The following is a 23,501-nucleotide window of genomic DNA, read 5'->3' as shown; positions in this document are numbered from 1 at the left end:
GCCTACAGTCTGTCATGTTCCGGTGAACATCTCACAGGGGCGGCCGGAACGCGATGCCCCGGGATTCCGTTTCCCCGGACGGTTCGACGCGTCGATTCCGGCGGCCGCCCGCCACGACGACCCCACAGGGTACGGGGTGCATGACGTCCGAGGTAATCGACCGCCGTACGCCCCGCGCGGCACGCTGAGGTCACCGGGTTCCGGGCCGGCGCACTCCGGCCCGGAACCCGGGCTCGGGCGTCGTTCCACCGCCGGATTTCCGCCCATGCTCCCGGTCTCCGCCCGAATTTCCCGACTTCGACCTCGACGGAGAGTGATTCGCCATGTCCACGACCCAGCTCGCCGTGCTCGCCCGGACCACCGACCCCCGGACCATGCTGCGCCGCTTCCTGACCGCGGACGCGGCGGTGACCGGGGCGAACGCTCTCGCCTACCTCCTCGCCTCCGGCCCCCTCGGCCGCTTCCTCGGTGTCGACCCCGCGCTGCTCGTCGTACTTGGCGCGTTTCTTGCGGTCTACGCGGCAGGTGTCGGCCTGCTGGCCTCGCGCGAGCGCCCGCCGCGGCCGCCCGTACGGGCCGTGATCGAGGCCAACCTCGCCTGGAGCGCCCTCAGCGTCGTCGCCCTGGTGCTGTGGCTGACGCCGAGCACGGCGGGCGCGGTGTGGACGCTGCTCCAGGCGGCGACCGTGGCCGGCTTCGCAGCCGTCCAGTACGTCGCCCTGCGGGCGACCGACCCGACCGGCCGCTGATCGTCGAGGTGAGTAGGAGTCAGTTCATCAGCCCGTGAAGGTACTTGACCGTCGCCGGGTCGGCCGGGAGGAACGTCTCGATGGCCAGCTCGGCCACAGTCACGTCCATGGGTGTGTTGAACGTGGAGACGGACGAGATGAAGGAGAGCACGCGGCCCTCGTGCTCGATCCGCATCGGCAGCGCGAAGTAGGCGCTCGCCTCCGCCCCGGGTTCCTCGTCCGGCTCGTCGTCGGGGGTGCCCGGCGGCAGCGGGTACGCCGCCACCTCCTCGTACAGCACGCGCAGCGGTTCCGAGCGGCGGAGCGCGACCTGGCGTTCCATCTGCTCCAGCAGATGCCCGCGCCAGGCGCGAAGATTCCGGATGCGCGGCGCCATGCCCTCCGGGTGCAGGGTCAGCCGCATCGCGTTGAGCGGCGGCACGAGCAGCGACTCGGGGACACCGTCGAGCAGCATGGTGATGCCCCGGTTGGCAGCCATGACGTCGTACGTCGCGTTCATCACCAGCGCCGGGTACGGCTCGTAGCCCTGGATGAGCCGCTCCATGCCCTCGCGCAGGGCGGCCATCGAAGGGTCGTCCAGCGGGGTCTCCGGGTAGTGCGGGGCGTAACCGGCCGCGAGGAGCAGCGCGTTGCGCTCCCGTACCGGTACCTCCAGGTGCTCGGCGAGCCGCAGCACCATCTCCTCGCTCGGGCGGGAGCGGCCCGTCTCGACGAAGCTGATGTGCCGTGCCGAGGAACCGGCCCGCAGCGCCAACTCCAGCTGACTGACCCGTCGTTGCTCCCGCCAGGCCCGTAGCAGCGGGCCCACGCCCTGGTCGGCGGGGGTGGCGGGACGGCCCGTGGTTCCGGTCGGGACAATGGTCATGCGAAGAACGTAACCGAGGCGATCGAGGAGTGGCGCGTGTACAACCCGTGGAACCCGTCCTGGGAAGCGACGGCCGTCTACCGGGCACGGGTACGAGGGTGCCTGCTGGGCGGGGCCGTCGGAGACGCGCTCGGCTATCCGATCGAGTTCGCCTCGCTGGGGAACATCCGGGCCACGCACGGCGAGCGCGGAGTGACCGGGTTGGTGCCGGACGGCGAGGGCGTCGTGGGCCGGGTCAGCGACGACACCCAGATGACCCTCTTCACCGTCGAGGGACTCCACCAGGCCCATGAGTACGAGCGGCTCAAGGGCGTCGACGGCGCCTGGGCGGATCTGGTCCGGGGCGCCTACGGCCGCTGGCTCGACACCCAGCGGCAGTCCGGCCCCGACCCGCGCGCCGTCTCCGGCCTCGCCGCCCGTCCCTGGCTGTACGCCCGCCGCGCCCCCGGCAACGCCTGCCTGTCCGGCCTCGCCCAGCCGTACCCCTCCGAAGGGGCCGTCCCGCCGGGGCGCCCCGGCCCGATCAACCCGGACTCCAAGGGCTGCGGCACCGTCATGCGCTCGGCCCCCTTCGGACTGGCCCGCGTCCCGGCCGGGACCGCCTTCGAGCGGGCCGTGCTGGGCGCCCGGATGACCCACGGCCACCCCACCGGCTACTACGCCGCCGGCGCCCTCGCGGCGATCGTCGCGTACCTGGTGGCCGACGAGTCCCTGGAGGGCGCCGTGCTCCGCGCCCTGCGGCTGCTCGCCCGCCATCCGGGCCACGAGGAGACCACCACGGCACTGACCCGCGCCCTCGACCTGGCCGCCGAGGGCGCGCCCACGGCCGAGAAGGTCGAGTCCCTCGGCGCCGGCTGGGTCGCCGAGGAGGCCCTGGCCATGGGCCTGTACTGCGCCCTGGCCACGCACAGCGTCACCGAGGCGTTGCTTCTGGCCGTCAACCACTCCGGCGACAGCGACTCCACCGGCTCCATCTGCGGCAACATCCTCGGCGCCCACTACGGCGACCACGGCCTGCCCCAGGAGTGGGTGGCGGCCACGGAGGGCCGCGCCGAGATCACCGTCCTGGCGGACGACTTCGCGGCGGAGTGCGTCCGGATCTGATCACTGACCGCGTACGGACGGATCCGGTCGGCCGACCGCCTGACCAGGGACCCGGCGGCCCGGCTGTGGCAGGCTGAGAGGACCGCACGTCACGGAGGGGACGTCTCGGAAGGAGTGGGCCATGGCCGTCGAACCCTTGTCGCAGAAGGAGATCGAGGACCGGCTGGCGGAGCTGCCCGGTTGGTCGCTGGACGGGGACCGGATCGCCCGCTCCTACCGGCTGGGCTCGCACTTCGCGGCGACCGCGCTGGTCGTGCACATCGCCCAGACCCAGGAGGAACTGGGCCACCACTCCGACCTCACCCTCGGCTACAACACGGTTTCCCTGACGATCTCCACGCACAGCGCGGGCGGCGCCGTCACCGAGAAGGACTTCGAGCTGGCCCGCAGGGTGGAGGCGCTCGCCCCCGGCCACGGAGCGAGCTGAGCCGGGTGCTGGACTACGACAAGGAGGCCGGCGACTACGACGCGCTGCGCGGCGGCGAGCCCCGTGCCGAGGCCGCCGCCCGCGCCGTACTCGGCCTCGTCCCCGAAGGCACCCGGAACCTGCTCGACCTCGCCTGCGGTACCGGCATCGTGACCCGGCGGTTCGCGGCCGCGCGGGACGGGATGCGGGTCACGGGCGTCGACCTCACGTACGCGATGGCGAGCCGGGCCGCCGCGCGGCTGCCCGGCTGCGTCGTGATCGGCGACGGGCGCCGACTCCCTTTCCGGGACGGGCAGTTCGACGCCGTGACCAGCGTGTGGCTGCTGCATCTGCTGGGCGGCCCCGAGGACGTACGCACCGCGGTCGGCGAGTGCGCCCGCGTGCTCCGCCCCGGCGGTGTCTACGTCACCACCGTCGACAAGGCCGCCTCCCACAACGTGGGCAGCGACATCGACGCCGTGCTCGCCCCGCGCCCCCGGACCCCGGTCATGGACCCCGCCGGGGCCGTCGAGAAGTACGCCGACGAACACGGTCTGCGTCCCGCCGGGCAGGCCCGCTTTCCAGGCCGCGGCCAGGGCCGCAGCCCCCGCCGTACCCTCGCCGACCTGCGCCGCGGCTGGTTCGTCACGCTCCCGCCCGGCGACCCTCTCGCCAACGACTTCGCGGTACGGCTCGCGGCGCTGCCCGACCAGGAACGGCCGCGCCCGGACCCGGAGTTCACCCTGCGGGCGTTCCGGAAGACCTGGCCGGTCGCCTGAACTCCATGATCCAGTTGGTCAGCCAGGTCACCCCGTCGTCGAGCGAGAACGCCTGCTCCCAGCGGGCCGAGGCCTCGGACATGTCCGACCACACGAAGCGGACCCGCACGTCCTTGCCGTCGTGCGTGTCGTCCCCGTGGAACTCGCCCCGTCCGGCCTCGAAGCGGCCGAGCACCGGCGGGAACAGCCTGCCGCTGCGGCTGGAGGACCAGTTCAGCGACCACACCCGCGCCTCGGTGTCGAACAGCCGCAGCGTCAGCCCCTTCGAGCCGAGATGCGGCATGTCGATCTCGTCGATGTTCGCGGCCCCGTCGAAGAGGGACCAGCACCGGCTCGTGGCGGGAAACTCCTCCCAGCCGCTGTCCGGGTCGAGGAAGTCGGTACGGCGGCGGTGGTGGACCTCCCAGTCGCCGTGGAAGAAGTCGAAGTCGTGCGGGCTGCTCATGGGCGGGCTCCCGTAGTGCCGTTGCCGCCGGTGGTTCCCTCGGGCAGGGAATCAACCAAGTAGGCGTCGAGGTCGGGTAGTTCAGGTGGTTCGGGCGCGAGGACGTGCCGTATCCAGGCGTCCCGTTCGTGCTGGATCGGCGGCAGTTCCCAGACGCAGCCGATCCAGGGCCGGTCGGTGACGACGAAGTGCGTGGGGTCGTCGTCCGGGCAGCCGAGCACGGGCTGGCCCGCCGCCGCGCCGCCGAAGTGCAGGACGTTGTCCCACACCCAGCTGTAGGCGTTCAGGTAGGCGCCGTTGTCGCCGCCCCGGTGCAGGACGACGAAGGTCGCGGGCGGGGTCGTCCCGTCCGGCTCCGGCAGCAGTTCCGGGAGGATCGCGTACGCCGCCTTCTCGACGTCGGGCGCGATGCCGGCCGGGTCGGCGGTGACGTGGTAGCGCTTGATCCGCCGGCCGGCCACCTCGAAGGGCGGCGGCACGGTCAGCAGCTTCTCGGTGAAGGACATGGCGGCACGCTAGGGCCGCTTCACTGACACCATGTGTCAGTGAAGTCCAGCCGACTCGTCTCGATCCTCCTGCTGCTCCAGACCCGGGGCCGGATGACGGCCGCCCAGCTCGCCGAGGAGCTGGAGGTCTCCGTCCGCACGGTCTACCGGGACGTGGAGGCGCTGGGCGCGGCCGGGGTCCCGCTCTACGGCGACGCGGGCCACGCCGGCGGCTACCGCCTCCTCGACGGCTACCGCACCCGCCTCACCGGCCTGACGACCGACGAGGCCGAGGCCCTGTTCCTCGCGGGCGCCCCCGGCCCCGCCGCCGAACTGGGCCTCGGCGCGGTTCTGGCCGCCGCCCAGCTGAAGGTCCGCGCCGCCCTCCCCGCCGAGCTGCGGGCCCATGCCGACCGGGTCGCCGGCCGCTTCCATCTGGACGCCCCCGGCTGGTACGCGGAGGCCGACGACACCCCGTTCCTGCCCGCCGTCGCCGAGGCGGTCTGGAACAGCCGGGTCGTGCACGTGCTGTACCGCCGTTGGGCCGAGCCGACCGACGTACGGCGCCGCCTCGAACCGTATGGAATCGTCCTCAAGGCGGGCCGCTGGTACGTCGTCGCCGGCCCGGGGCCCCACACCTACCGCGTGGACCAGATCCTCGAACTCGACACCACCGACGAGGAGTTCACACGCCCGGACGACTTCGACCTGGCCGCGTACTGGACGGCCTACCAGCGTGACTTCCACGACCGGCTGTACCGGGGCGAGGCGCTGGTCCGGCTGGCGCCGGGCGTGACCCTGGCCAGGGCGGTGAACGTCGACGAAGGTACGGAGGACGACGGCGGTACGGGGGACGACGGCGGTACGCGGGACGACGGATGGACCACGGTCAGCGTGCCCATCGAGTCGGTCGAGCGCGCGCACGGCGAGTTCCTGCGTCTGGGCACGGACATCGAGGTGCTGGAACCGGCCGAGCTGCGCGGAGTGATCGCCCGGACCGTGGCCGAACTGGCCGAAAGATACGGCAACGCGGCCAGGAACGGCGGCGACTGACAGTGCGGAACCCGTCCGTCCTTTCTGGAGGTTCGTCACGTGCAGCACCCGCCCAGGCACCACAGACGCCGAGCCCCGCTCTCGGCCGTGACAGCGGCCCTCGTCGTTGCCGGACTCACCACGTTCACCGGCCCGCCCGCCGCCGCGGCCACCGCCCGCCAGGTCGAGGCCCTCGACCGAGGCGTGGTCAGTGTGCACGTCGACAGCGGCAACCTGGTCAGCTGGCGCTGGCTGGGCACCGACCCCGACGACGTCTCCTTCAACGTCTACCGGGCCGGTACGAAGGTCAACGCGGCCCCGATCACCGGCTCCACCAACTACTTCCACTCCGGGGCGCCGGCCCAGGCCGACTACACGGTCCGCGCGATCGTGGGCGGCGTGGAGCAGGGCGACTCGGTGCACGCGGTCCAACTCCGCACCGGCTACAAGGACGTGCCGATCAGCGCCCCCGCCGGCGGGACCACCCCGGACGGCGTCGCGTACACCTACGAGGCCAACGACGCCTCCGTGGGCGACCTCGACGGCGACGGGGCCCTGGAGTTCGTCCTCAAGTGGCAGCCCACGAACGCCAAGGACAACTCCCAGTCCGGCTACACCGGCAACACGATCATCGACGGCATCAAACTCGACGGCACCCGGCTGTGGCGCATCGACCTGGGCCGCAACATCCGCTCGGGCGCGCACTACACGCAGTTCCAGGTGTACGACTACGACGGCGACGGCAAGGCCGAGATCGCGGCCAAGACGGCGGACGGCACGGTCGACGGCACCGGCGCGGTCATCGGCAGCTCCTCCGCCGACCACCGCAACTCCAGCGGCTACATCCTGTCCGGGCCCGAGTACCTGACCATGTTCAACGGCCGGACCGGCAGGGCGATGCAGACCGTCGACTACGTCCCGGCCCGTGGCACGGTCTCGTCCTGGGGTGACTCGTACGGCAACCGCGTGGACCGCTTCCTCGCCGGGACGGCGTACCTGGACGGGGCCAGGCCCTCGCTGATCATGGCGCGTGGCTACTACACCCGCTCGGTGATCGCCGCCTGGGACTGGCGGAACGGCTCCTTCACCCGCCGCTGGACCTTCGACACCAACTCCTCCAGCAACACCGGCCGGGGCTACGACGGGCAGGGCTCGCACAGCCTCTCCGTCGGTGACGTCGACAACGACGGCAGGGACGAGATCGTGTACGGCTCGATGGCCGTGGACGACAACGGCAGCGCCCTGTGGACCACCAGGACGGGCCACGGCGACGCCCAGCACCTGGGCGACCTCGACGCCTCGACCTCCGGCCTGGAGTACTTCAAGGTCTCCGAGTCCACCTCCCAGCCCGCCGAGCTGTACATCAACCCCGCCAACGGCGCGGTCCGCTGGCAGCTGGCCGCCTGCTGCGACAACGGCCGGGGAGTCGCCGGGGACGTCTACGCGGGCAACGACGGACCCGAGATGTGGTCGGCCTCCGACGGCTCCATCCGCGACGGGGCCGGCGCGACGAAGGGCCGCGAGCCCTCCTCCGTCAACTTCCTCTCCTGGTGGGACGGCGACCCGGTCCGCGAACTCCTCGACGGCACCCGGATCGACAAGTACGGCACCTCCTCCGACACCCGGCTGCTGACCGGCGCCGGGGTCTCCTCCAACAACGGCACCAAGGCCACCCCCGCCCTCTCCGGCGACATCCTCGGTGACTGGCGTGAGGAGGTCGTCTGGCGGACCAGCGGCAACACGGCCCTGCGGATCTACTCGACCCCGGTCGAGACGAGCACGAAGATCACCACCCTGCTCCACGACACCATGTACCGCACGGGCCTGGCCTGGCAGAACACGGCTTACAACCAGCCCCCGCACACCAGCTTCTTCATCGGGAACAACATGCCGACGGCGCCCAGGCCGACGGTGTACACCCCCTAGGGACCGGTCGGTGGGCGGGCCCGGCACCCGGCCCGCCCACCGACCGCGCCGTCGACTCCGCCGTCGACCTCAGCCCAGCGTCAGCGACGCCTGTACGGGAAGGTGGTCGCTGGGGAACTGGCCGTTCGACGCGTAGGTGTTGATGGCCGCCCGGTGCGCCGTGATGCCCGGAGTGGTCAGGATCCAGTCGATGCGGTCGCCGCCCGGGGTCAGCGGGCGGTAGCCGTGGAACGTCGCGTACAGGTCGCCGCGCTCCGCCGCCGTGTCCCAGGTGTCGACGAGTCCGGCGCCCAGCATCGTGTCGTAGACCTTGTTCCTGTGGGCCGCCACATTGAAGTCGCCGGTGACGACGAGGGGGAGCGACCGGTCGAATCCGGCGATGCGCTGGACGATCAGGGCCGCGGCACGCTCCCGGGCGTACTGGCTGGCGTTGTCGAGGTGGGTGTTGAGGACGTAGAACTGTCTGCCGCCGTCCTGCAGATCACGGAACCGGACCCAGGTGACCATACGGATGGAGCCGCCGCCCCAGGTGTTCGAGCCGGGCACCTCCGGGGTGTCGGAGAGCCAGAAGTGCTGGTGCTCGACGGGCGCGAGTCGGCGGGTGTCGTAGAAGACCGCCATGAACTCGTCGCGGTTGCCGCCCGCGCGTCCGGTGCCGATCCAGCGGTAGTTCGGTCCGAGGTCGGCCTCGATGTCGAGCAGTTGCTGGTGGAGGCCTTCCTGGGTACCGATGACATGGGGTGCCTCCTGCCGCAGCAGTGCCCGCATCACCGGTCTGCGCACGGCCCAGCTGTTGGGCTGGACGGTGCTCGCGTAGCGCAGATTGAAGGACATGGTGTCGAGAGGGGGAGCGGCGGCCTCCTCCCGCGCTGCCGCGACGGCGGGTGCGCTGGACAGTCCGGTGGCGCGGGACAGTCCGGTGGTGTGGGACAACGGCAGCAGAACCGCCGCGGCGAGGGCGGTCTTCATGCTCAGTCGGCGCGTGACTCGGCTGTGGTTCGGCACAGGGGCTCCTTCTGTGAAGGTCTCCGGGCGAGCCGTGCGTACACACTCTGAGATGCCCCTCTGTGTCCGCCATGAACATGTCGATATGACGAGGTGTACAGGGCTCGAAGAGGGCGCGCGCCGACCCGGACGCGCGCCCTCAACCCGTCCTGCCCGGGTGTCAGGTCACCGTGCAGGACTGGTCACCGAGCTTGAACGCGGTCGGTCTGCCGTTCGTCCCCGACCAGCTTCCGGTGAAGCCGAAGCTCACCGACGAACCCGCCGCCACATTGCCGTTCCAGCTGTTGTTCCCGGCCGTCACCGCCGAACCCGACTGGGTGTAGGTGGCGTTCCAGAGCTGGGAGACGGTCTGGCCGTTCGGGAAGGTCCAGCCGAGGGACCAGCCGGTCCAGGCGCTCGTGCCCGTGTTGGCCAGCCGCACGTCCGCCTGGAAGCCCCCCGACCACTCGTTGGTGACCTTGTACGTCACCGCACAGGCCCCCGTCGGCTGGGGATCCGGATCGGGGTCCGTACCGCCGCCCCCGCCGCCCGTGTCGGAGGAGTCGCCGTAGATGACGCCGCGCCCGTTCGTCGCCACGTAGACCCGCCCGTACACCCTCGGGTCACCCGTGATCGCCGCTCCGGTCCAACCCCACTGGTGGGCGTCGTCGTTGATCCGGGTCCAGGTCGCGCCCTTGTCCGTCGAGCGGAAGATGCCGCGTACGCCGCCGATCTTGGCGCTGGTGTAGAGGGTCTGGTACGAGGCACCCGAGGCCGCCTTGCCGAAGCCGACGGTGTCGGCCTGCTCGACGCCGGACAGCTTGGTCCAGGTCGCGCCGCTGTCGGTCGAGTGCCACAGGCCGTACGCCCCGTCCGTCGCACCGCCCGCCAGCCACACATCGCCCTTCACACCGGGCAGCGCCTTGAAGCGGACACTGTCACCGCTCGGCAGACCGGTGGCCGAAGAGGCGGTGAAGGTCGCTCCGCCGTCCGTACTGACGTAGAACTTCCCCGCCTTGAAGCCGTAGAAGGTCCTCGGGTCCACCCGGTCCGACTCCACGATCGCGTCGGCCGGGATGCCGCTCGACGCCGACCACGAGGTGCCGAAGCCCGTCGTGTACCGCACGCCCGTGCCCGCAGGGCTCCACACGAACCGGCTGCCGTCCGAGGCCGCCGCGACCGTACCGCCGCCGCTCACGCCCGACGGGTCGGTGCCCGCGAACCAGTTGGCGCCGTTGTCCGTGGAGAAGGCGATGTGCGGGCCCGAGTCCAGGTTGCCGACCCGGACCACCGTGTTCGGGTTGGACTCCGCGTAGTCCAGGCTGGTCGTCGTCGTGAAGTTCGGCGAGGTGAACATCATCGACGGGACCTTCGTCAGATCCGTGTGCCGGAAGCCGCCGATGTCACCGAGCGCGCTGAGCAGCGGGGCACCGGACGGGGGAGAGGCCAGGTCGAGGACCGCGGTCTCCTCCAGCCCCCGCACCATCGGTTTGATGGCGAACTGGCCGCCGCTGTCCCAGTTCCCCAGGTTCTCGGTGCCGTAGATCGTCGCACCCGTCCCGTACATCATCCGGTTGGAGTTGAACGGGTCGATCTCCAACGCCTCGGTCATCCAGCCGAGTTTGGGCGTCTGCTCGGGCGGCGACGGGTTCGCGCCCCAGGTCAGCCACGGAGACGACGACACATCCATGGTGTAGCGGTTCGCGCGGTTCGGGTACGACGTGTAGTCCCAGGCCTTGGTCCAGGTGGCGCCGCTGTCCGTCGAGCGGAAGATCTGCGTGTCCGGCCACCAGGAGCTGTACGCCGTCGCCATGACCGTGCCCGGGTCCTGCCGGTCGACCGTCAGCCCGCTGAAGCCGTAGTACGTGTCGGCGTCCGCCACCGGGCTGATGTTCGTCCAGGCGCCGGTGGCCGTCGCGTACCGCCACAGCTGTCCCTTGCCGCCGTCGTACGGCCCGCCCTTGTCGCTGTACGACAGGTACAGATGGCCGTTCGTCGCGTCGAGGACACCTTTGTGCGCCAGATAGCCGGTCGGCTGCCCCGCCACCCGGGACCAGGTCGCGCCCGCGTCGGTCGAGCGGTAGACGGCGTTGTCCTTGTCGGCGACCCCGACGTAGAGGGTCCTGGTCGCGTTACCGGACGTGCCGGTGGTCTCGTCGAAGGTGACCCAGACGATGCCCTGGTTGTCGCTGGAGTACCCGCTGGTGTCGGAGGGGTCGGCCACGTAGTTGCCGACGTTGGGGAAGTTCGTCACCTGTGACCAGGTGACCCCCGAGTCCGTCGACCGCCACAGCCCCTTGCCGCTGGGCGCGCCCAGATACAGCACGCTGTTCTTGTTCGGATCGACGACCAGACGCTCACCCATGCCCCGCCCCGGCATGTTCCCGCCCAGCTTGAACGGCAGGTCGGTCTTCTGCCAGCTCGCACCCCGGTCGGACGACCGAAGGATCGCCCCGTTCCCCGGGTCCCAGCTGTTCGTGTACGTCCCGGCCGCCACGTACACCTTGTTCGGATCGACCGGGTCGGAGGCGAGACTCACGACTCCGGTGTGCCCCCAGTCGTCCCACCCGACGGAATCGAGCAGCGGGGTCCAGGTCTTCGACGACTCCACCCAGCGGTAGGCCCCGCCGATGTCGGTCCGGGCGTACGCGAGGTTCCTCTCCTTGCGGTTGAAGACGATGCCGGGGACGAAACCGCCCCCGTCGATCCGGGCGTTCTTCCAGGTGTAGGTGTCGGCGGCGACGGACACCGACTTCTCGGCCTTGTCAGCGGCCATCGCGGGTGGGGATCCGGCGAGAAGGCCGGCCGCGAGGGCCAGGACGGTGGTGAGGATGCGGGTTCTTCGCACAGTGGGGGTCCTCTCCTGACAGTGGGGGGAAAGATCCCCGCGCCCCCGAAGGGGCGCGGGGCTGTGTCTCCTGTGCGGCTCCGCCGCGTGGGCGCGACCAGCCACGGATCACCCGCAGCCGACCTACGACCTACGGCCCGGAGCTATTCCAACAACTCCGCGTACGAACCCATGGCCAGGGCGATGTCCGCCTGGGCCCAGAACCGGTGATACGTGAACGAGGGCGCGGCCCCACCGGCCAGATACGCCTCGATCTTCGACCAAGCCGGATCGTCCTCGTAGAACGACCGGATCGAATCGAAGGTCGACGACGAGTTGATCGCGTCGCCGTTCGGCATCGTCCCGGTCCACCCACTCGGCACGTACACCCGGTCGTCGAACCGGTTGTAGTCGGCCCGCGTCTCGGGAACGGCGACCCCGAGCCCGTCCTGATGGTGCTCCCACATGCCGTCGAGCAGCGCCTTCGCCACCCGGGCCGCGTCGGCGTCACCGGAGCGGTCGGCGTAGTACGTCAGCGTCTTGGCGTACGCCGCCGCCACGCCCACGTCGTCGGTGTAGTCGGCGACGGTGACATGAAGTCCCGCGTTCGCACCGGGACTTGACGCGTTCCAGGTGTCGGGCGCACCCGACCACTGAAGCGTCGACGGAATCCGGTAGGTACCGTCCGGATTGATCGTCGTCTTGGACAGCGCCCAGTCGACCCACTTGTCGAGGACCGTCTTGGCGTTCGCGTTGCCCGTCTGCTGGTAGTACTCGGCGACCCGCTCCATGGACCACGCCTGGAAGCCGAACCACTGGTTGGACGGCGGGTCGTGATACACGGGCTTCTCGTCGTAGAACATGCCGTAGAAGGTCGGCGTCCCGGCCGGAGGCGTTGCGTAGCGCCCCGCCCAGCTGTTGGTGGCGCCGCCCGCGATGCCGCCCTCGTTGGACTGCAGCCAGCGGTAGAACTCGATCTGCCGGTCCAGGGACTTGGCCCAGTCCGCCTGCCCGGTCGCCGACTTGGGCTTCAGCGGGGCGTAGTTGGCGAGGGCGTGGGCGGCCAGCGGGTTCTGGTAGCCGCCGTGCGTGTGGCTGGAGCCGATGCGCCAGGCCCAGCCGGCGCTGGTGTCGGTGGCGCCGCCCCACGCGTAGTACCAGTTGAGCAGGTAGTGGGAGGAGTCCTTGCCGGTACCCGCGGGGCAGCTGGTCGGCCCCACACAGTTCCCGATCTTCTTGAAGTACTTGTCGTACATGGCGTAGCGCAGATAGTCGCCCATCTTCGCGGCCTTGCCGATGGTCGCGGAGACGTCACCGCCCTTGCCCTGCTCCTTGGCCCAGATGTCCGCCCAGTACGCGGCCTGCACGGCACGTGCGTCGGCGTCCGGGGCGTTGGTGAACTTCCACTGCTTGGCGTAGGAGGCGTCACGGGTGAACAGGTCCAGGTACCCGTTCCTGCCGCCGTACTTGAACTGGTCGCAGGTGGGCTGCGGGATCGTCTCCCACACCGACTCCTGCGGCCCGCGCTGGAAGGTGTTGATGTACGACGGGCCGGTGTCGCTCGGCCCCGCCTCGCACTTGCCGGGCGAGTTGCCGTAGCCGTAGACGTTGTCGACGTCCTGCAGCCAGTGCATGCCGTAGATGTCGTCCGTGTTGTAGGCGCTCTTCAGTTCGGCGGCGATGGGGTCCGAACCGACCGAGACACCGGTGTTGAGCTGGGCCGGGTACTCGCTGGGGGTGTCGTGTTCGGGGGCGTACGTCGCCGGCTTGTTCGCCGTGTAGAACGAGTTGGTCGGCTGGTCCGCCTTCGTGGGGATCATGTACTTCTCCATGATCTCCCAGGCGCCGTTGAACTTGGACCAGTCGCCCGTCACCTTCCCGTACATGGCCTGCAGCCACAGGAGGTAGCTGTACGCCTCCGAGGTGGTCTCATGGCCGTGGTCCGGCGCCTCGACGATCAGGGTCTCCACCGAGTGGTACGGGATGCCCTCGGGGGAGAAGTAGCCGTTCGCCGGGTTGGTGATCTTGCCGTAGAGCTCCAGGAACCGCTCGTCGTACTCGCTGGACGCGGCCAGCTGGGTCACGGTCACCGAGGCCTTGGCGTGCCCGGTGGCCGTCGAGTCGAAGACCGCCGAACCGGTGCCGGAGGCGTTCGCGCCGATGGTCACCTTCTGGGCGGTGTTCCAGTTCGACGGCGTGAAGGTCAGCGACCCGCCGCCCGTCACCGAGAGCCCGGTGTTGCCGGACGCCCGCGCGGTCGTCACCGTCACGTTCCCCGACGGCTGTGTCGAGAGCTTCACGTCGTACGTGCCCGACTGGCCCTGCCGCACACCCAGTTGGGTCGGCGAGACCACCACGGCGGGACCCGAGGCGACCGTGATGCCGACCGGCGTGGAGTTCGCCGACGCGCCCAGACTGTCGTACGCCTTCGCCACCAGCGAATGACTGCCCACGGTCAACCCCGTGGCCGAGAAGGTGTACGGCGAGGTCGTGTCCGTGCCCAGCAGCGTCGTGTCGTCGTAGAACTCGACCTTCGTGACCGTCGCGTTGTCCGCCGCGGCGGCGGTGGCCGCCATCGGCACCGCGGTGCCCTGCGAGTACACCGCGCCCGGCGCCGGGCTCGTCAGCACCGTGATCGGCGGCTGGTGCGCGCCCACACACGTGGTGCCGTTGATCGCGAAGTTGGTCGGCGCGGCGTTCGTGCCGCTGTAGGTGAACTGGGCGCCCGTGGTCACCGCGGCCCCGACGGCGATCGTGCCGTTCCAGGACGCGTTGCGAGCCGTCACGGTCTTGCCGGACTGCGACCAGGTGCCGCTCCAGCCGTTGGTGAGTGTCTGGTTGCCCGCGTAGTCGTACGTCAGGGTCCAGCCGCTGATGGCCTCGGTGCCCCGGTTGCTGATCGTGAGCTCGGCGGTGAAACCCGAGCCCCAGTCATTGGTCTTGTAGTCGACGTTGCAGGCAACTGCCGCCGCGCTGGCGGGAGTCGAGCCCGAGCCGAGCATCGTCAAGGGGAGGGTGAGGGCCGCGACCACGGCGGTCCACAGGCGCCGCGAGGCATGGCGTCTCCGTCTGGGGTGCATGCTCTGGTTCCTTCCGTGCGGCTCTTGCGAAGGTGGGGGCGGAGCAGCAACAACAAGCCTTGAACCAGTGGGAGCGCTCCCATATTGAGGAGGGGGGTGCAAGGGGTCAAGGCGTTTGAAGAGTCGAAAAGATTCGATCAGAGAGAAAAGATTCGTCGAGCGCAATAACGCAACACCTCTGTTTTTTACCGTCACTTGGCGCTACCTTCACCAGCACCAGTGGGAGCGGTTCCATCAGTCGACGCGTTCGCCCCCCGGCGCGCCCGAGCTGCGAGGGACGCTCAGAGAACACCCCCGGCGTTCAGGTCTTTTACTCGCCTCGGCGACAGCGCGACGACTCCTCCTCGTACACCCCACTACGGAAGAGGAACCCGCACTCATGAGCCGTACCAGAACAGCACTCCTCGCGGCGTTGGCGCTGGTCGCCGGCGCCGCAGGAACCGCGGTGGCCGCCGTGCCCGACGACGTCGGCACCAGGGCCATTCCCTGCACGGTCGACTACAAGGTGCAGAACCAGTGGTCCACGGGCTTCACCGCCGCCGTCACGATCACCAACAACAGCGCGGCGAAGTCGTCGTGGGCCGTGAAGTGGTCGTACGCCGGCAACCAGCAGGTCGGCAACGGCTGGAACTCCCGGATCACGCAGAGCGGCACGTCGGTGACGGCCGCCAACGAGACGTACAACGGCACGCTGGCGACCGGCGGTTCGGTGAGCTTCGGCTTCAACGCCACCTACAGCGGCACCAACGCCCTGCCGACCACCTTCACGCTCGACGGCGTGACCTGCAACGTGGACGACGGCGGTGGTGGCGGTACCGACCCGGGCCCGGGTACGCCCGGCACGAGGGTGGACAACCCCTACTCCGGCGCCAAGGTGTACGTGAACCCGGAATGGTCCGCGAACGCCGCCGCCGAGCCGGGCGGCAGCCGGATCTCCAACCAGCCCACGGGGGTGTGGCTGGACCGCACCGCCGCCATCGCGGGCGTCGGCGGAAAGATGGGCCTGCGGGCCCACCTCGACGAGGCGCTGCGGCAGAAGGGCTCGGGCGAGCTCGTCGTCCAGCTGGTGATCTACAACCTGCCCGGCCGTGACTGCTCGGCCCTCGCCTCCAACGGCGAGCTGGGTCCGACGGAGATCGACAAGTACAAGACGCAGTACATCGACCCGATCAAGGCGATCCTCGGCGACCCCAAGTACGCCTCGCTGCGGATCGTCACCACGGTCGAGATCGACTCGCTGCCCAACCTCGTCACCAACACCGGCAGTCGTCCGACGGCCGTGCCGCAGTGCGATGTGATGAAGGCCAACGGCAACTACGTCAAGGGTGTCGGCTACGCGCTCAACAAGCTGGGCGACGTCGCCAACGTCTACAACTACGTCGACGCCGGCCACCACGGCTGGCTCGGCTGGGACGACAACTTCGCCCCCTCCGCCGCCATCATGAAGGAGGCGGCGACGGCCGAGGGCGCCACGGTCAACGACGTCCACGGCTTCATCACCAACACGGCGAACTACAGCGCGCTGAAGGAGAACAACTTCACCATCAACGACACCGTGGCCGGCAAGTCGGTCCGTGAGTCGAAGTGGGTCGACTGGAACCGCTACGTCGACGAGCTGTCCTTCGCCCAGGCCTTCCGCAACCAGTTGGTCTCGGCGGGCTTCAACTCCAACATCGGCATGCTGATCGACACCTCCAGGAACGGCTGGGGCGGCACCGCACGGCCCACCGGACCGGGCGCGACGACCAGTGTCGACACGTACGTCGACGGCGGGCGCTACGACCGCCGCTTCAACACCGGCAACTGGTGCAACCAGTCCGGTGCCGGTCTCGGTGAGCGTCCGAAGGCCGCCCCGGCTGCGGGGATCGACGCCTACGTGTGGATGAAGCCGCCGGGGGAGTCCGACGGGGCCAGCTCCGCCATCCCGAACGACGAGGGCAAGGGCTTCGACCGCATGTGCGACCCGACGTACACGGGCAACCCGCGGAACAACTACAACATGTCCGGCGCCCTGCCGAACGCGCCGCTCTCCGGACACTGGTTCTCCGCCCAGTTCCAGCAGCTGATGCAGAACGCCTACCCCGCGCTGTGAGTCGGCTCGGGTGAACCGGTCCGCCAGGGGTCAGTCACGCTTCCCCGACCCCTGGCGGATGGGTGGCGCGTCCGTGTGAGCCACGTCACGATGGCGGAGGCGGGTGGACGCGATGAGTTCCGGGCGGCGCGGTGGTCCTCATCGCCGTACAGACCGCGAGAGGACGAGGAGAAATACCCATGCGCATCGTGATCTGCGAGTTCATGAGCCTGGACGGTGTCGTGCAGGCGCCCAGCGGTCCCGACGAGGACACCGAGGGCGGGTTCGCGCACGGTGGCTGGACGCACCCGTTCTTCGACCCGGAGATCGTGGGCGGCGCCTGGGACGCCGCGCTGGAGAAGGCCGACGCGCTGCTGTACGGGCGCCGCACCTGGAAGGTGATGGCCGGAGCGTGGCCCGACCGTGCGGGCGATCCCTTCGCCGACCGGATGAACTCCATCCGCAAGTACGTCGTGTCGGCCACGCTCACCGACTCCGAGCTGACCTGGAACAACACCACCCGCATCCCGGGCGGGGAAGCCGTCGCCGAGATCCGCCGGCTCCGCGAGACCCCCGGCGGCGACCTGCTGGTCATGGGCAGTCCCACCCTCGCCCGCACCCTCCTGCACGAAGGCCTCGCCGACGAACTCGTCCTGATCGTCATGCCCGTCCTTCTCGGCGGCGGAAAGACGATCTTCCCCGGCGACGGCGCCAAGCACACCCTGGAGCTGGTCTCCACGGCCACCAGCGGCACGGGCGTGAACGTGTGCACCTACCGGGTGGCGGAGAAGGACTGAATCGGCACGAGCGATTTGCCGATACGGCAAGAGAACTGGCCCTTCTCCGGTGCGTCGGAGCAGTCTGACGGAACTCGGACGAGAGGTTCACCACCATGGGACAGCACCATCACGGCCAGGGCCGGCACGAGCACGACCACCGGCCCGGCCAGGGCCACGGCCACGGCCATCACGACCGCACCGACATCGACTGGGCCGAGCTCGCCGAGCACCTGGAGGAGCAGGCCGAGCTGTTCGCACCGTGGAACCGCCAGGCCGCGGCCTGGGTGGCCGCACGACAGCCCGAGCCGGGGCTGGTCGTCGACGTGGGCAGCGGCCCGGGGGTCGTGAGCTGTCTGCTCGCCGACCGGTTCCCCGGAGCCCGGGTCGTCGCGGTCGACGGCTCCGGGCCCCTGCTGGAGCGGGCCCGAGCCCGTGCCGAACGCCTCGGTTTCGCCGACCGGTTCAGCACACTGGAGGCCGAACTGCCGGACGGTCTGGCCGACTTGGAGTACCCCGCCGACCTGATGTGGGCGAGCCGCAGTCTGCACCACCTCGGCGACCAGCGCGCGGCCGTCGCCGCCTTCGCCGAACGACTCGCCCCCGGCGGCACGTTGGCCGTCGTCGAGGGCGGGCTGCCCAGCCGTTTCCTGCCGCGTGACCTCGGTATCGGCCGTCCCGGGCTGCAGTCCCGGATGGACGCGGCGGAGGAGCTGTGGTTCGCCGAGATGCGCGCGTCGCTGCCCGGCAGTGTCGCGGAGAGCGACGACTGGCCGGGGCTGCTCACCTCCGCGGGCCTGCGCGACGCCACGTCGCGCACCTTCCTCCTCGACCTTCCCGCTCCGGTCCCGGAAGCGGCCCGCGCCCACGCCGTGGCCCAGTTCCGGCGCGGCCGGGACACCCTCGCGGACTTCCTCGACGCCGCCGACCTGTCGACCATCGACCGTCTCCTCGACCCGGACGACGAGTCGAGCCTGCACCACCGTACGGACCTCTTCGTCCTCGCGGCCCACACGGTGCACGTGGCGCGGCGGTGAACCCGCGAGACACCTGCTGAAGTCTCTCTGCCTCGCGCGCACTTGACTTCGAGAGCGCTTCAAGTGGTGGACTCCCCTCCACCGACCGGCGTCCAGACGGTCGGCCGGAGTCACATGGGGGTAAAGCGATGACCGACGCGCCAGTCACACTCATCACCGGTGGTGGTACCGGCATCGGGGCCGCCGTCGCCCGGCGGCTGCTCGACGACGGGCAGCGGGTGGCCGTCACCGGGCGCAGGACGGAGCGGCTGCGGGAGTTCGCCGCCGGACTCGGGGAGCCGGAGGGGCTGTTGACCCTGCCGGGCAACGCGGCCGAGTACGCGGACGTACAGGCGGCGGTGGACGCCACGCTGAAGGAGTTCGGGCGGATCGACACCGTCCTCGCCAACGCCGGGTTCGCCACGCACGACACCGTCGCCGAGGGGGACCCGGCCGGGTGGTCGGAGATGGTGCTGACGAATGTGCTGGGTCCGGCCCTGCTCATCCGGGCCGCCATCGACGCGCTCAAGGAGACCCGGGGGCGCATCATGCTGGTCGGCAGCGTCGCCGGGTTCGTGCACGGGCCCGGCAACATCTACGGGGCCACCATGGGGGTACCGCCCGCTCGAGCGAAGTCGAGAGTGGGGGAGGGCCGTCACCGGGCTGGCGGAGAACACCCGGCGGCAGGTCACCGAGTGGGGCGTGGGCGTGACCCTGATCGCGCCCGGCCGCGTGGAGACCCCGTTCTGGGACAGCTACGGCAGCCTCCCGCCGGGCCATCTCCTCACCGCCGATCAGATCGCCGACTCCGTCGTCTGGGCGATCCGCCAGCCGGCCGGGGTCGACATCAACACCGTGGTCGTACGGCCGATCGGGCAGCCCGTCTGAGCCCACGGTCCGCCGCCGCACAGGAGACCGCCCGCCGAACGCCATGCGTCCGGCGGGCGGTCTCAGTGCACGTCGCTCACGCCACGTCGAACGTCGCCGGGTCCGGGCCGATGCGCCGGTCCTCGTTGAGCGCGCTGATCGCGGCGATGTCCTCGGTGTCCAGGGAGAAGTCGAAGACCTCGATGTTCTCCTTGATACGGGACGGGGTCACGGACTTGGGGATGACCACGTTGCCCAGCTGGAGGTGCCAGCGCAGCACCACCTGGGCCGGGGTGCGGCCGTGCTTCTGCGCGATCGCGATGATCGCCGGGACCTCCAGGAGCCCCTTGCCCTGGCCGAGCGGGGACCAGGCCTCGGTGGCGATGCCCTGCTCCGCGTGGTACTCACGGGCCGCGTGCTGCTGGAGGTGCGGGTGGAGCTCGATCTGGTTGACGGCCGGGATGATGCTCGTGGCCTCGATCAGCGTCCGCAGGTGCTCCGGAAGGAAGTTGGAGACGCCGATGGACTTGGCGCGGCCGTCCGCGTGGAGCTTCTCGAACGCCTTGTAGGTGTCGACGAACGTGCCCCGGGCCGGCAGCGGCCAGTGGATCAGATACAGGTCCACGTACTCCAGGCCGAGCTTGTCCAGGGACTCGTCGAACGCGCGCAGGGCGGAGTCGTAACCCTGATCGCTGTTCCAGAGCTTGGTGGTGACGAAGAGGTCCTTGCGGTCGACACCCGCCTTGGCGATGGCCTTGCCGGTGCCCTCTTCGTTGCCGTAGATCGCGGCCGTGTCGATGCTGCGGTAGCCGGCCTCCAGCGCGGTGGTGACCGCCTGCTCGGCCTCGTCGTCCGGCACCTGCCACACGCCGAAGCCCAGCTGGGGCATCTCGACGCCGTTGTTCAGGATGATCGGGGGGACCTTGCTGCTCACGAGCTCTCGATCCTTTAAGTCGTCGGGTGGTACTTCCCATCGTCAACGATCACGGCGTGCGATGCATTCCTGAGCGGACTGCTCGCGGCCCGGATCGCAGATTGGCCGGAAAGGATCCGGCGGTTCAAGAGTAACGGTCTGGACCATTGACCGGACACGGTCACGCGTGGAACCTGTCCACCACTGAACGTACATCGGTGAATCCTGGTCACATACGTGAATGGATGGCCCATGACCCCCACGCGAAGGAACGTCCTCGGCGCCGCCCTCGGCGGCGTCGCCGCCTCGGCCGTCGGGCTGCCGGCCCCCGTTGCGCACGCCGCCTCCTGGCAGTTGAAGTGGTCCCCGTCGGCGAGCGCCGACGGGCTGCGCGCCTTCGAGACCCTGGAGGACGACCGCGCCGACTCACATACCTCCGCCGCGCCGCACATCCACGCCACCGGCGACACCTGGCGCTTCGACATGCACACCGTCGACCGGGACACCTCGACCGACCGCCAGCGCCACGAGGTCACCGGACTGCGCACCGGCAGCGGCTTCCTGCGGTGGACCGAGGGGCAGACCTGGCGCGTCACCTACGGGATGTACATACCGACGTCGCTGAAGGCGACCACCACCTTCACGCACATCATGCAGATGAAGCAGCCCGGCGCGGGCACTTCACCCCTCGTCGTGCAGTCCCTGCGCAGGGTGAACGGCGCGCAGACCATCGAACTGAAGCTGCCCATCGACGACATCCTCGTCGGCCGCACCGACCTCGCGCCCCTGCACAACTCCTGGGTCGACGTCGACTTCCAGGTCAAGGTCGGCAACGGCTCGGCCGGTTCGGTGCGCTGGATCCTCAAGAAGGGCTCGACCACCCTCATCGACGTCTCCCGCACCGGCGTCGACACCTTCCTCGCCGACCGGCTGCGCCCCAAGTGGGGCATCTACCGCTCCCTCGGCGACACCTCGGGCTCCCTGCAGAACTGCCACCTGCTGCTGCGGAACATGCGCGGCTACCAACTCGTCTGACCGGCAGGGAAGTCCGGTCGGCCGATTCGGCTCACGCCCGGTACAGCGCCTCCACCTCGACCGCGTACGCCTTCTCGATCGCCTTGCGTTTCAGCTTCAGCGACGGCGTCAACAGACCGTGCTCCTCGGTGAACTGGTGCGCGAGAATGCGGAACGTACGGATCGACTCGGCCTGCGAGACCAGGGTGTTGGCGGTGACCACCGCCCGCCGCACCTCGGTCTCCAGCTCCGGATCGCGCACCAGGTCGGCCGGCGACAGTTTCGGCTTGCCGTGCATCGTCAGCCAGTGCTCGACCGCCTCCCCGTCCAGGGTGACGAGGGCGGCGATGTACGGGCGGTCGTTGCCGACGACGATGCACTGGGCCACCAGCGGATGGTCACGCACCCGCTCCTCCAGGATCGCGGGCGAGACGCTCTTGCCGCCCGAGGTCACCAGGATCTCCTTCTTGCGCCCGGTGATGGTGAGATAGCCGTCCTCGTCGAGGGAGCCCAGGTCACCGGTGGCGAGCCAGCCGTCGTGCAGGGTCTCGTCGGTCGCCTTGGGGTTGTTGAGGTAGCCCTGGAAGACGTTCGGGCCGCGCAGCCAGATCTCGCCGTCGTCCGCGATGTGCACGGTCATGCCCGGGATGGCCTGGCCGACCGTGCCGTACCGGGTGCGCTCCGGCGGGTTGGCGGTCGCGGCGGCCGTGCACTCGGTGAGGCCGTACCCCTCGAAGATGTGGACGCCCGCGCCCGCGAAGAACAGTCCGAGCCGCCGGTCCATCGCCGAGCCGCCGGACATCGCGTACTTGATGCGGCCGCCCATCGCCTCCCGGATCTTCCCGTAGACGACCTTGTCGAAGAACTGGTGCTGCACCCGCAGCGCCGCCGACGGGCCCGGCCCGGTGCCCCAGGCCTTCGCCTCCATCGCGTCCGCGTACTTCACGGCGACCTCGACGGCCTTCTCGAACGGCCCGGACCTGCCCTCCCGCTCGGCCTTGCGCCGGCTGGCGTTGAAGACCTTCTCGAAGATGTACGGCACCGCGAGGAAGAAGGTCGGCTTGAAGGCGGCGAGGTCCGGCAGCAGGACTGCCGCGTTGAGCTGCGGCTGGTGACCGAACTTCACCTTCCCGCGGATGCCCGCGACCTGCACCATACGCCCGAAGACATGGGCGAGCGGCAGGAACAGCAGCGTCGCGGCCTCGTCGCCCTTGCGGGACTTGAACAGCGGCGCCCAGCGCTCGATGACCGTGTCCGCCTCGACCATGAAGTTGGCGTGCGAGATGACACAGCCCTTGGGGCGGCCCGTCGTGCCGGACGTGTAGATGATCGTGGCGATCGACTCGGGCGTCACCGCCCGCCGGTGCCGGTGCACCACCTCGTCGTCGAGATGCGCCCCCGACTCGTACAGCTCCTGCACCGCGCCCACGTCCAGCTGCCAGAGCCGGCGCAGCTGCGGCAGCCGGTCGATGACGGTGGCGATGGTCATCGCGTGGTCCTCGTGTTCGACCATGGCCGCCGTGCACTGGGAGTCGTACAGCATCCAGAAGACCTGCTCGGCGGAGGAGGTCGGGTAGAGGGGGACGACCTGGGCGCCGACGGTCCACAGGGCGTAGTCGAAGAGGGTCCACTCATAGCGGGTACGGGACATGATGGCGACCCGGTCGCCGAACCGTACGCCCTGCGCCAGCAGCCCCTTCGCCAGCGCGAGCACCTCGTCGCGGAACTCGGCGGAGGTCACATCGCGCCACTCGCCCAGCTCGTCCTTGCGGCCGAGCGCGATGTATGTCGGGTCCTCCTGGGCGTACTCGTAGACGACGTCGGCCAGGCCGCCCACCGGCGGCGCCGACGCCGACGGAGGGTTGGTGAACTCGCGCAAACCCACTCCTCGTGGCGCTCCCCACAGCGCGTGAAAGCTACCTCACCGGGAGAACAGGCGGGAGGGGTTGTGGAGGGGCGCATGGGGACACATGCCCCTGGTACGTGCCGAAAAACCCGCACAGATGGGGAGGATCGGGCGCAGTTACTGACCCCGGAGTAAGCTTCGGCACCGTAATCTCCACCGAACCCACACGCTCCGGTTACGCAGCGCATCGCTGTGAACACGATCCGGTCCGGGGGGACGCGAACACTGCTCACATCCTCCGCGGGGCCGACACGCC

Annotated in this window: 18 protein-coding genes and 1 pseudogene; 11 read left to right on the top strand and 8 right to left on the bottom strand. The window is 70.0% G+C overall.

Annotation, left to right across the window (positions count from 1 at the left end; all coding sequences use genetic code 11):
- Window positions 1-323: 323 nt before the first annotated feature.
- A complete protein-coding gene (locus ACWD26_RS10480; RefSeq protein ID WP_451268284.1) occupies window positions 324-749 on the top strand; it encodes a hypothetical protein in 426 nt (141 codons plus the stop codon).
- A 19-nt stretch (window positions 750-768) separates the two neighbouring features.
- Here ACWD26_RS10480 and ACWD26_RS10475 read toward each other — a convergent pair whose 3' ends face one another.
- A complete protein-coding gene (locus ACWD26_RS10475; protein WP_451268282.1) occupies window positions 769-1,614 on the bottom strand; it encodes a helix-turn-helix domain-containing protein in 846 nt (281 codons plus the stop codon).
- Window positions 1,615-1,650: 36 nt separating this feature from the next.
- Between ACWD26_RS10475 and ACWD26_RS10470 the strand changes: the two genes are divergently transcribed.
- The 3 genes from ACWD26_RS10470 to ACWD26_RS10460 all read left to right on the top strand — a co-directional run bounded on the left by ACWD26_RS10470 (window position 1,651) and on the right by ACWD26_RS10460 (window position 3,903).
- Window positions 1,651-2,718 carry an ADP-ribosylglycohydrolase family protein gene (locus tag ACWD26_RS10470; RefSeq protein ID WP_451268280.1) on the top strand — a complete coding sequence of 356 codons (1,068 nt, stop codon included), beginning with the start codon at window positions 1,651-1,653 and terminating at the stop codon, window positions 2,716-2,718.
- 121 nt (window positions 2,719-2,839) lie between these two features.
- Entirely contained in the window at window positions 2,840-3,145 is a 306-nt protein-coding gene (locus ACWD26_RS10465; protein ID WP_451268278.1) for a 4a-hydroxytetrahydrobiopterin dehydratase, read from the top strand.
- A gap of 5 nt (window positions 3,146-3,150) precedes the next feature.
- Window positions 3,151-3,903, top strand: a complete 753-nt coding sequence (locus ACWD26_RS10460) for a class I SAM-dependent methyltransferase (RefSeq protein ID WP_451268276.1) — start codon at window positions 3,151-3,153, stop codon at window positions 3,901-3,903.
- Here the strand turns inward: ACWD26_RS10460 and ACWD26_RS10455 are convergent.
- Window positions 3,863-4,348, bottom strand: coding sequence for a hypothetical protein (locus ACWD26_RS10455; protein WP_451268274.1), 486 nt, complete (start codon window positions 4,346-4,348; stop codon window positions 3,863-3,865). The genes ACWD26_RS10460 and ACWD26_RS10455 overlap by 41 nt on opposite strands.
- Window positions 4,345-4,854, bottom strand: coding sequence for a hypothetical protein (locus tag ACWD26_RS10450; protein ID WP_451268272.1), 510 nt, complete (start codon window positions 4,852-4,854; stop codon window positions 4,345-4,347). Before ACWD26_RS10450 ends, ACWD26_RS10455 begins: the two co-directional genes overlap by 4 nt.
- Window positions 4,855-4,893: 39 nt before the next feature.
- Here ACWD26_RS10450 and ACWD26_RS10445 point away from each other — a divergent pair, with 39 nt between their 5' ends.
- Window positions 4,894-5,886, top strand: coding sequence for a helix-turn-helix transcriptional regulator (locus ACWD26_RS10445; protein WP_451268270.1), 993 nt, complete (start codon window positions 4,894-4,896; stop codon window positions 5,884-5,886).
- 39 nt (window positions 5,887-5,925) lie between these two features.
- Window positions 5,926-7,791: a rhamnogalacturonan lyase gene (locus ACWD26_RS10440; protein ID WP_451268268.1), complete on the top strand. Its 1,866-nt coding sequence runs from the start codon at window positions 5,926-5,928 to the stop codon at window positions 7,789-7,791.
- Between the two features lie 69 nt (window positions 7,792-7,860).
- Here the strand turns inward: ACWD26_RS10440 and ACWD26_RS10435 are convergent, their stop codons facing one another.
- The 3 genes from ACWD26_RS10435 to ACWD26_RS10425 form a co-directional block, all read right to left on the bottom strand.
- A complete protein-coding gene (locus ACWD26_RS10435) occupies window positions 7,861-8,796 on the bottom strand; it encodes an endonuclease/exonuclease/phosphatase family protein (protein ID WP_451268266.1) in 936 nt (311 codons plus the stop codon).
- A 160-nt stretch (window positions 8,797-8,956) separates the two neighbouring features.
- On the bottom strand, window positions 8,957-11,623 hold the full coding sequence (locus ACWD26_RS10430; RefSeq protein WP_451268264.1) for a cellulose binding domain-containing protein: 2,667 nt from the start codon (window positions 11,621-11,623) through the stop codon (window positions 8,957-8,959).
- Window positions 11,624-11,766: 143 nt separating this feature from the next.
- Complete coding sequence (locus ACWD26_RS10425; protein ID WP_451268262.1) at window positions 11,767-14,682, bottom strand: glycoside hydrolase family 48 protein; 2,916 nt, start codon at window positions 14,680-14,682, stop codon at window positions 11,767-11,769.
- Window positions 14,683-15,061: 379 nt separating this feature from the next.
- Here ACWD26_RS10425 and ACWD26_RS10420 point away from each other — a divergent pair, with 379 nt between their 5' ends.
- From ACWD26_RS10420 to ACWD26_RS10405, 4 genes and pseudogenes are all read left to right on the top strand, one after another.
- Window positions 15,062-16,774, top strand: coding sequence for a glycoside hydrolase family 6 protein (locus ACWD26_RS10420; RefSeq protein WP_451268260.1), 1,713 nt, complete (start codon window positions 15,062-15,064; stop codon window positions 16,772-16,774).
- Window positions 16,775-16,953: 179 nt separating this feature from the next.
- Complete coding sequence (locus ACWD26_RS10415; protein WP_451268258.1) at window positions 16,954-17,550, top strand: dihydrofolate reductase family protein; 597 nt, start codon at window positions 16,954-16,956, stop codon at window positions 17,548-17,550.
- 95 nt (window positions 17,551-17,645) lie between these two features.
- Window positions 17,646-18,566: a class I SAM-dependent methyltransferase gene (locus tag ACWD26_RS10410; protein WP_451268256.1), complete on the top strand. Its 921-nt coding sequence runs from the start codon at window positions 17,646-17,648 to the stop codon at window positions 18,564-18,566.
- Between the two features lie 128 nt (window positions 18,567-18,694).
- Window positions 18,695-19,433, top strand: a pseudogene (locus ACWD26_RS10405) (SDR family oxidoreductase).
- A gap of 76 nt (window positions 19,434-19,509) precedes the next feature.
- On the opposite strand, the gene ACWD26_RS10400 reads toward ACWD26_RS10405, so the two are convergent.
- Window positions 19,510-20,346, bottom strand: a complete 837-nt coding sequence (locus ACWD26_RS10400; protein WP_451268254.1) for an aldo/keto reductase — start codon at window positions 20,344-20,346, stop codon at window positions 19,510-19,512.
- A gap of 231 nt (window positions 20,347-20,577) precedes the next feature.
- Between ACWD26_RS10400 and ACWD26_RS10395 the strand changes: the two genes are divergently transcribed.
- Window positions 20,578-21,360 carry a Tat pathway signal sequence domain protein gene (locus tag ACWD26_RS10395; RefSeq protein WP_451268252.1) on the top strand — a complete coding sequence of 261 codons (783 nt, stop codon included), beginning with the start codon at window positions 20,578-20,580 and terminating at the stop codon, window positions 21,358-21,360.
- A gap of 31 nt (window positions 21,361-21,391) precedes the next feature.
- Here the strand turns inward: ACWD26_RS10395 and ACWD26_RS10390 are convergent, their stop codons facing one another.
- Window positions 21,392-23,218, bottom strand: a complete 1,827-nt coding sequence (locus ACWD26_RS10390; protein WP_451268250.1) for an AMP-dependent synthetase/ligase — start codon at window positions 23,216-23,218, stop codon at window positions 21,392-21,394.
- Between the last annotated feature and the right edge of the window lie 283 nt (window positions 23,219-23,501).

This window comes from Streptomyces sp. NPDC002787, assembly GCF_053592095.1.
This window is presented reverse-complemented; position numbering and strand designations above follow the sequence as displayed.

What these genes read in the sequence shown, in the direction of transcription:
- ACWD26_RS10480 (WP_451268284.1), top strand. Translation starts at nt 324, where the DNA reads ATGTCCACGACCCAGCTCGCCGTGCTCGCCCGGACCACCGACCCCCGG.
- ACWD26_RS10475 (WP_451268282.1), bottom strand. Translation starts at nt 1,614, where the DNA reads ATGACCATTGTCCCGACCGGAACCACGGGCCGTCCCGCCACCCCCGCC.
- ACWD26_RS10465 (WP_451268278.1), top strand. Translation starts at nt 2,840, where the DNA reads ATGGCCGTCGAACCCTTGTCGCAGAAGGAGATCGAGGACCGGCTGGCG.
- ACWD26_RS10455 (WP_451268274.1), bottom strand. Translation starts at nt 4,348, where the DNA reads ATGAGCAGCCCGCACGACTTCGACTTCTTCCACGGCGACTGGGAGGTC.
- ACWD26_RS10450 (WP_451268272.1), bottom strand. Translation starts at nt 4,854, where the DNA reads ATGTCCTTCACCGAGAAGCTGCTGACCGTGCCGCCGCCCTTCGAGGTG.
- ACWD26_RS10425 (WP_451268262.1), bottom strand. Translation starts at nt 14,682, where the DNA reads ATGCACCCCAGACGGAGACGCCATGCCTCGCGGCGCCTGTGGACCGCC.
- ACWD26_RS10420 (WP_451268260.1), top strand. Translation starts at nt 15,062, where the DNA reads ATGAGCCGTACCAGAACAGCACTCCTCGCGGCGTTGGCGCTGGTCGCC.
- ACWD26_RS10415 (WP_451268258.1), top strand. Translation starts at nt 16,954, where the DNA reads ATGCGCATCGTGATCTGCGAGTTCATGAGCCTGGACGGTGTCGTGCAG.
- ACWD26_RS10410 (WP_451268256.1), top strand. Translation starts at nt 17,646, where the DNA reads ATGGGACAGCACCATCACGGCCAGGGCCGGCACGAGCACGACCACCGG.
- ACWD26_RS10395 (WP_451268252.1), top strand. Translation starts at nt 20,578, where the DNA reads ATGACCCCCACGCGAAGGAACGTCCTCGGCGCCGCCCTCGGCGGCGTC.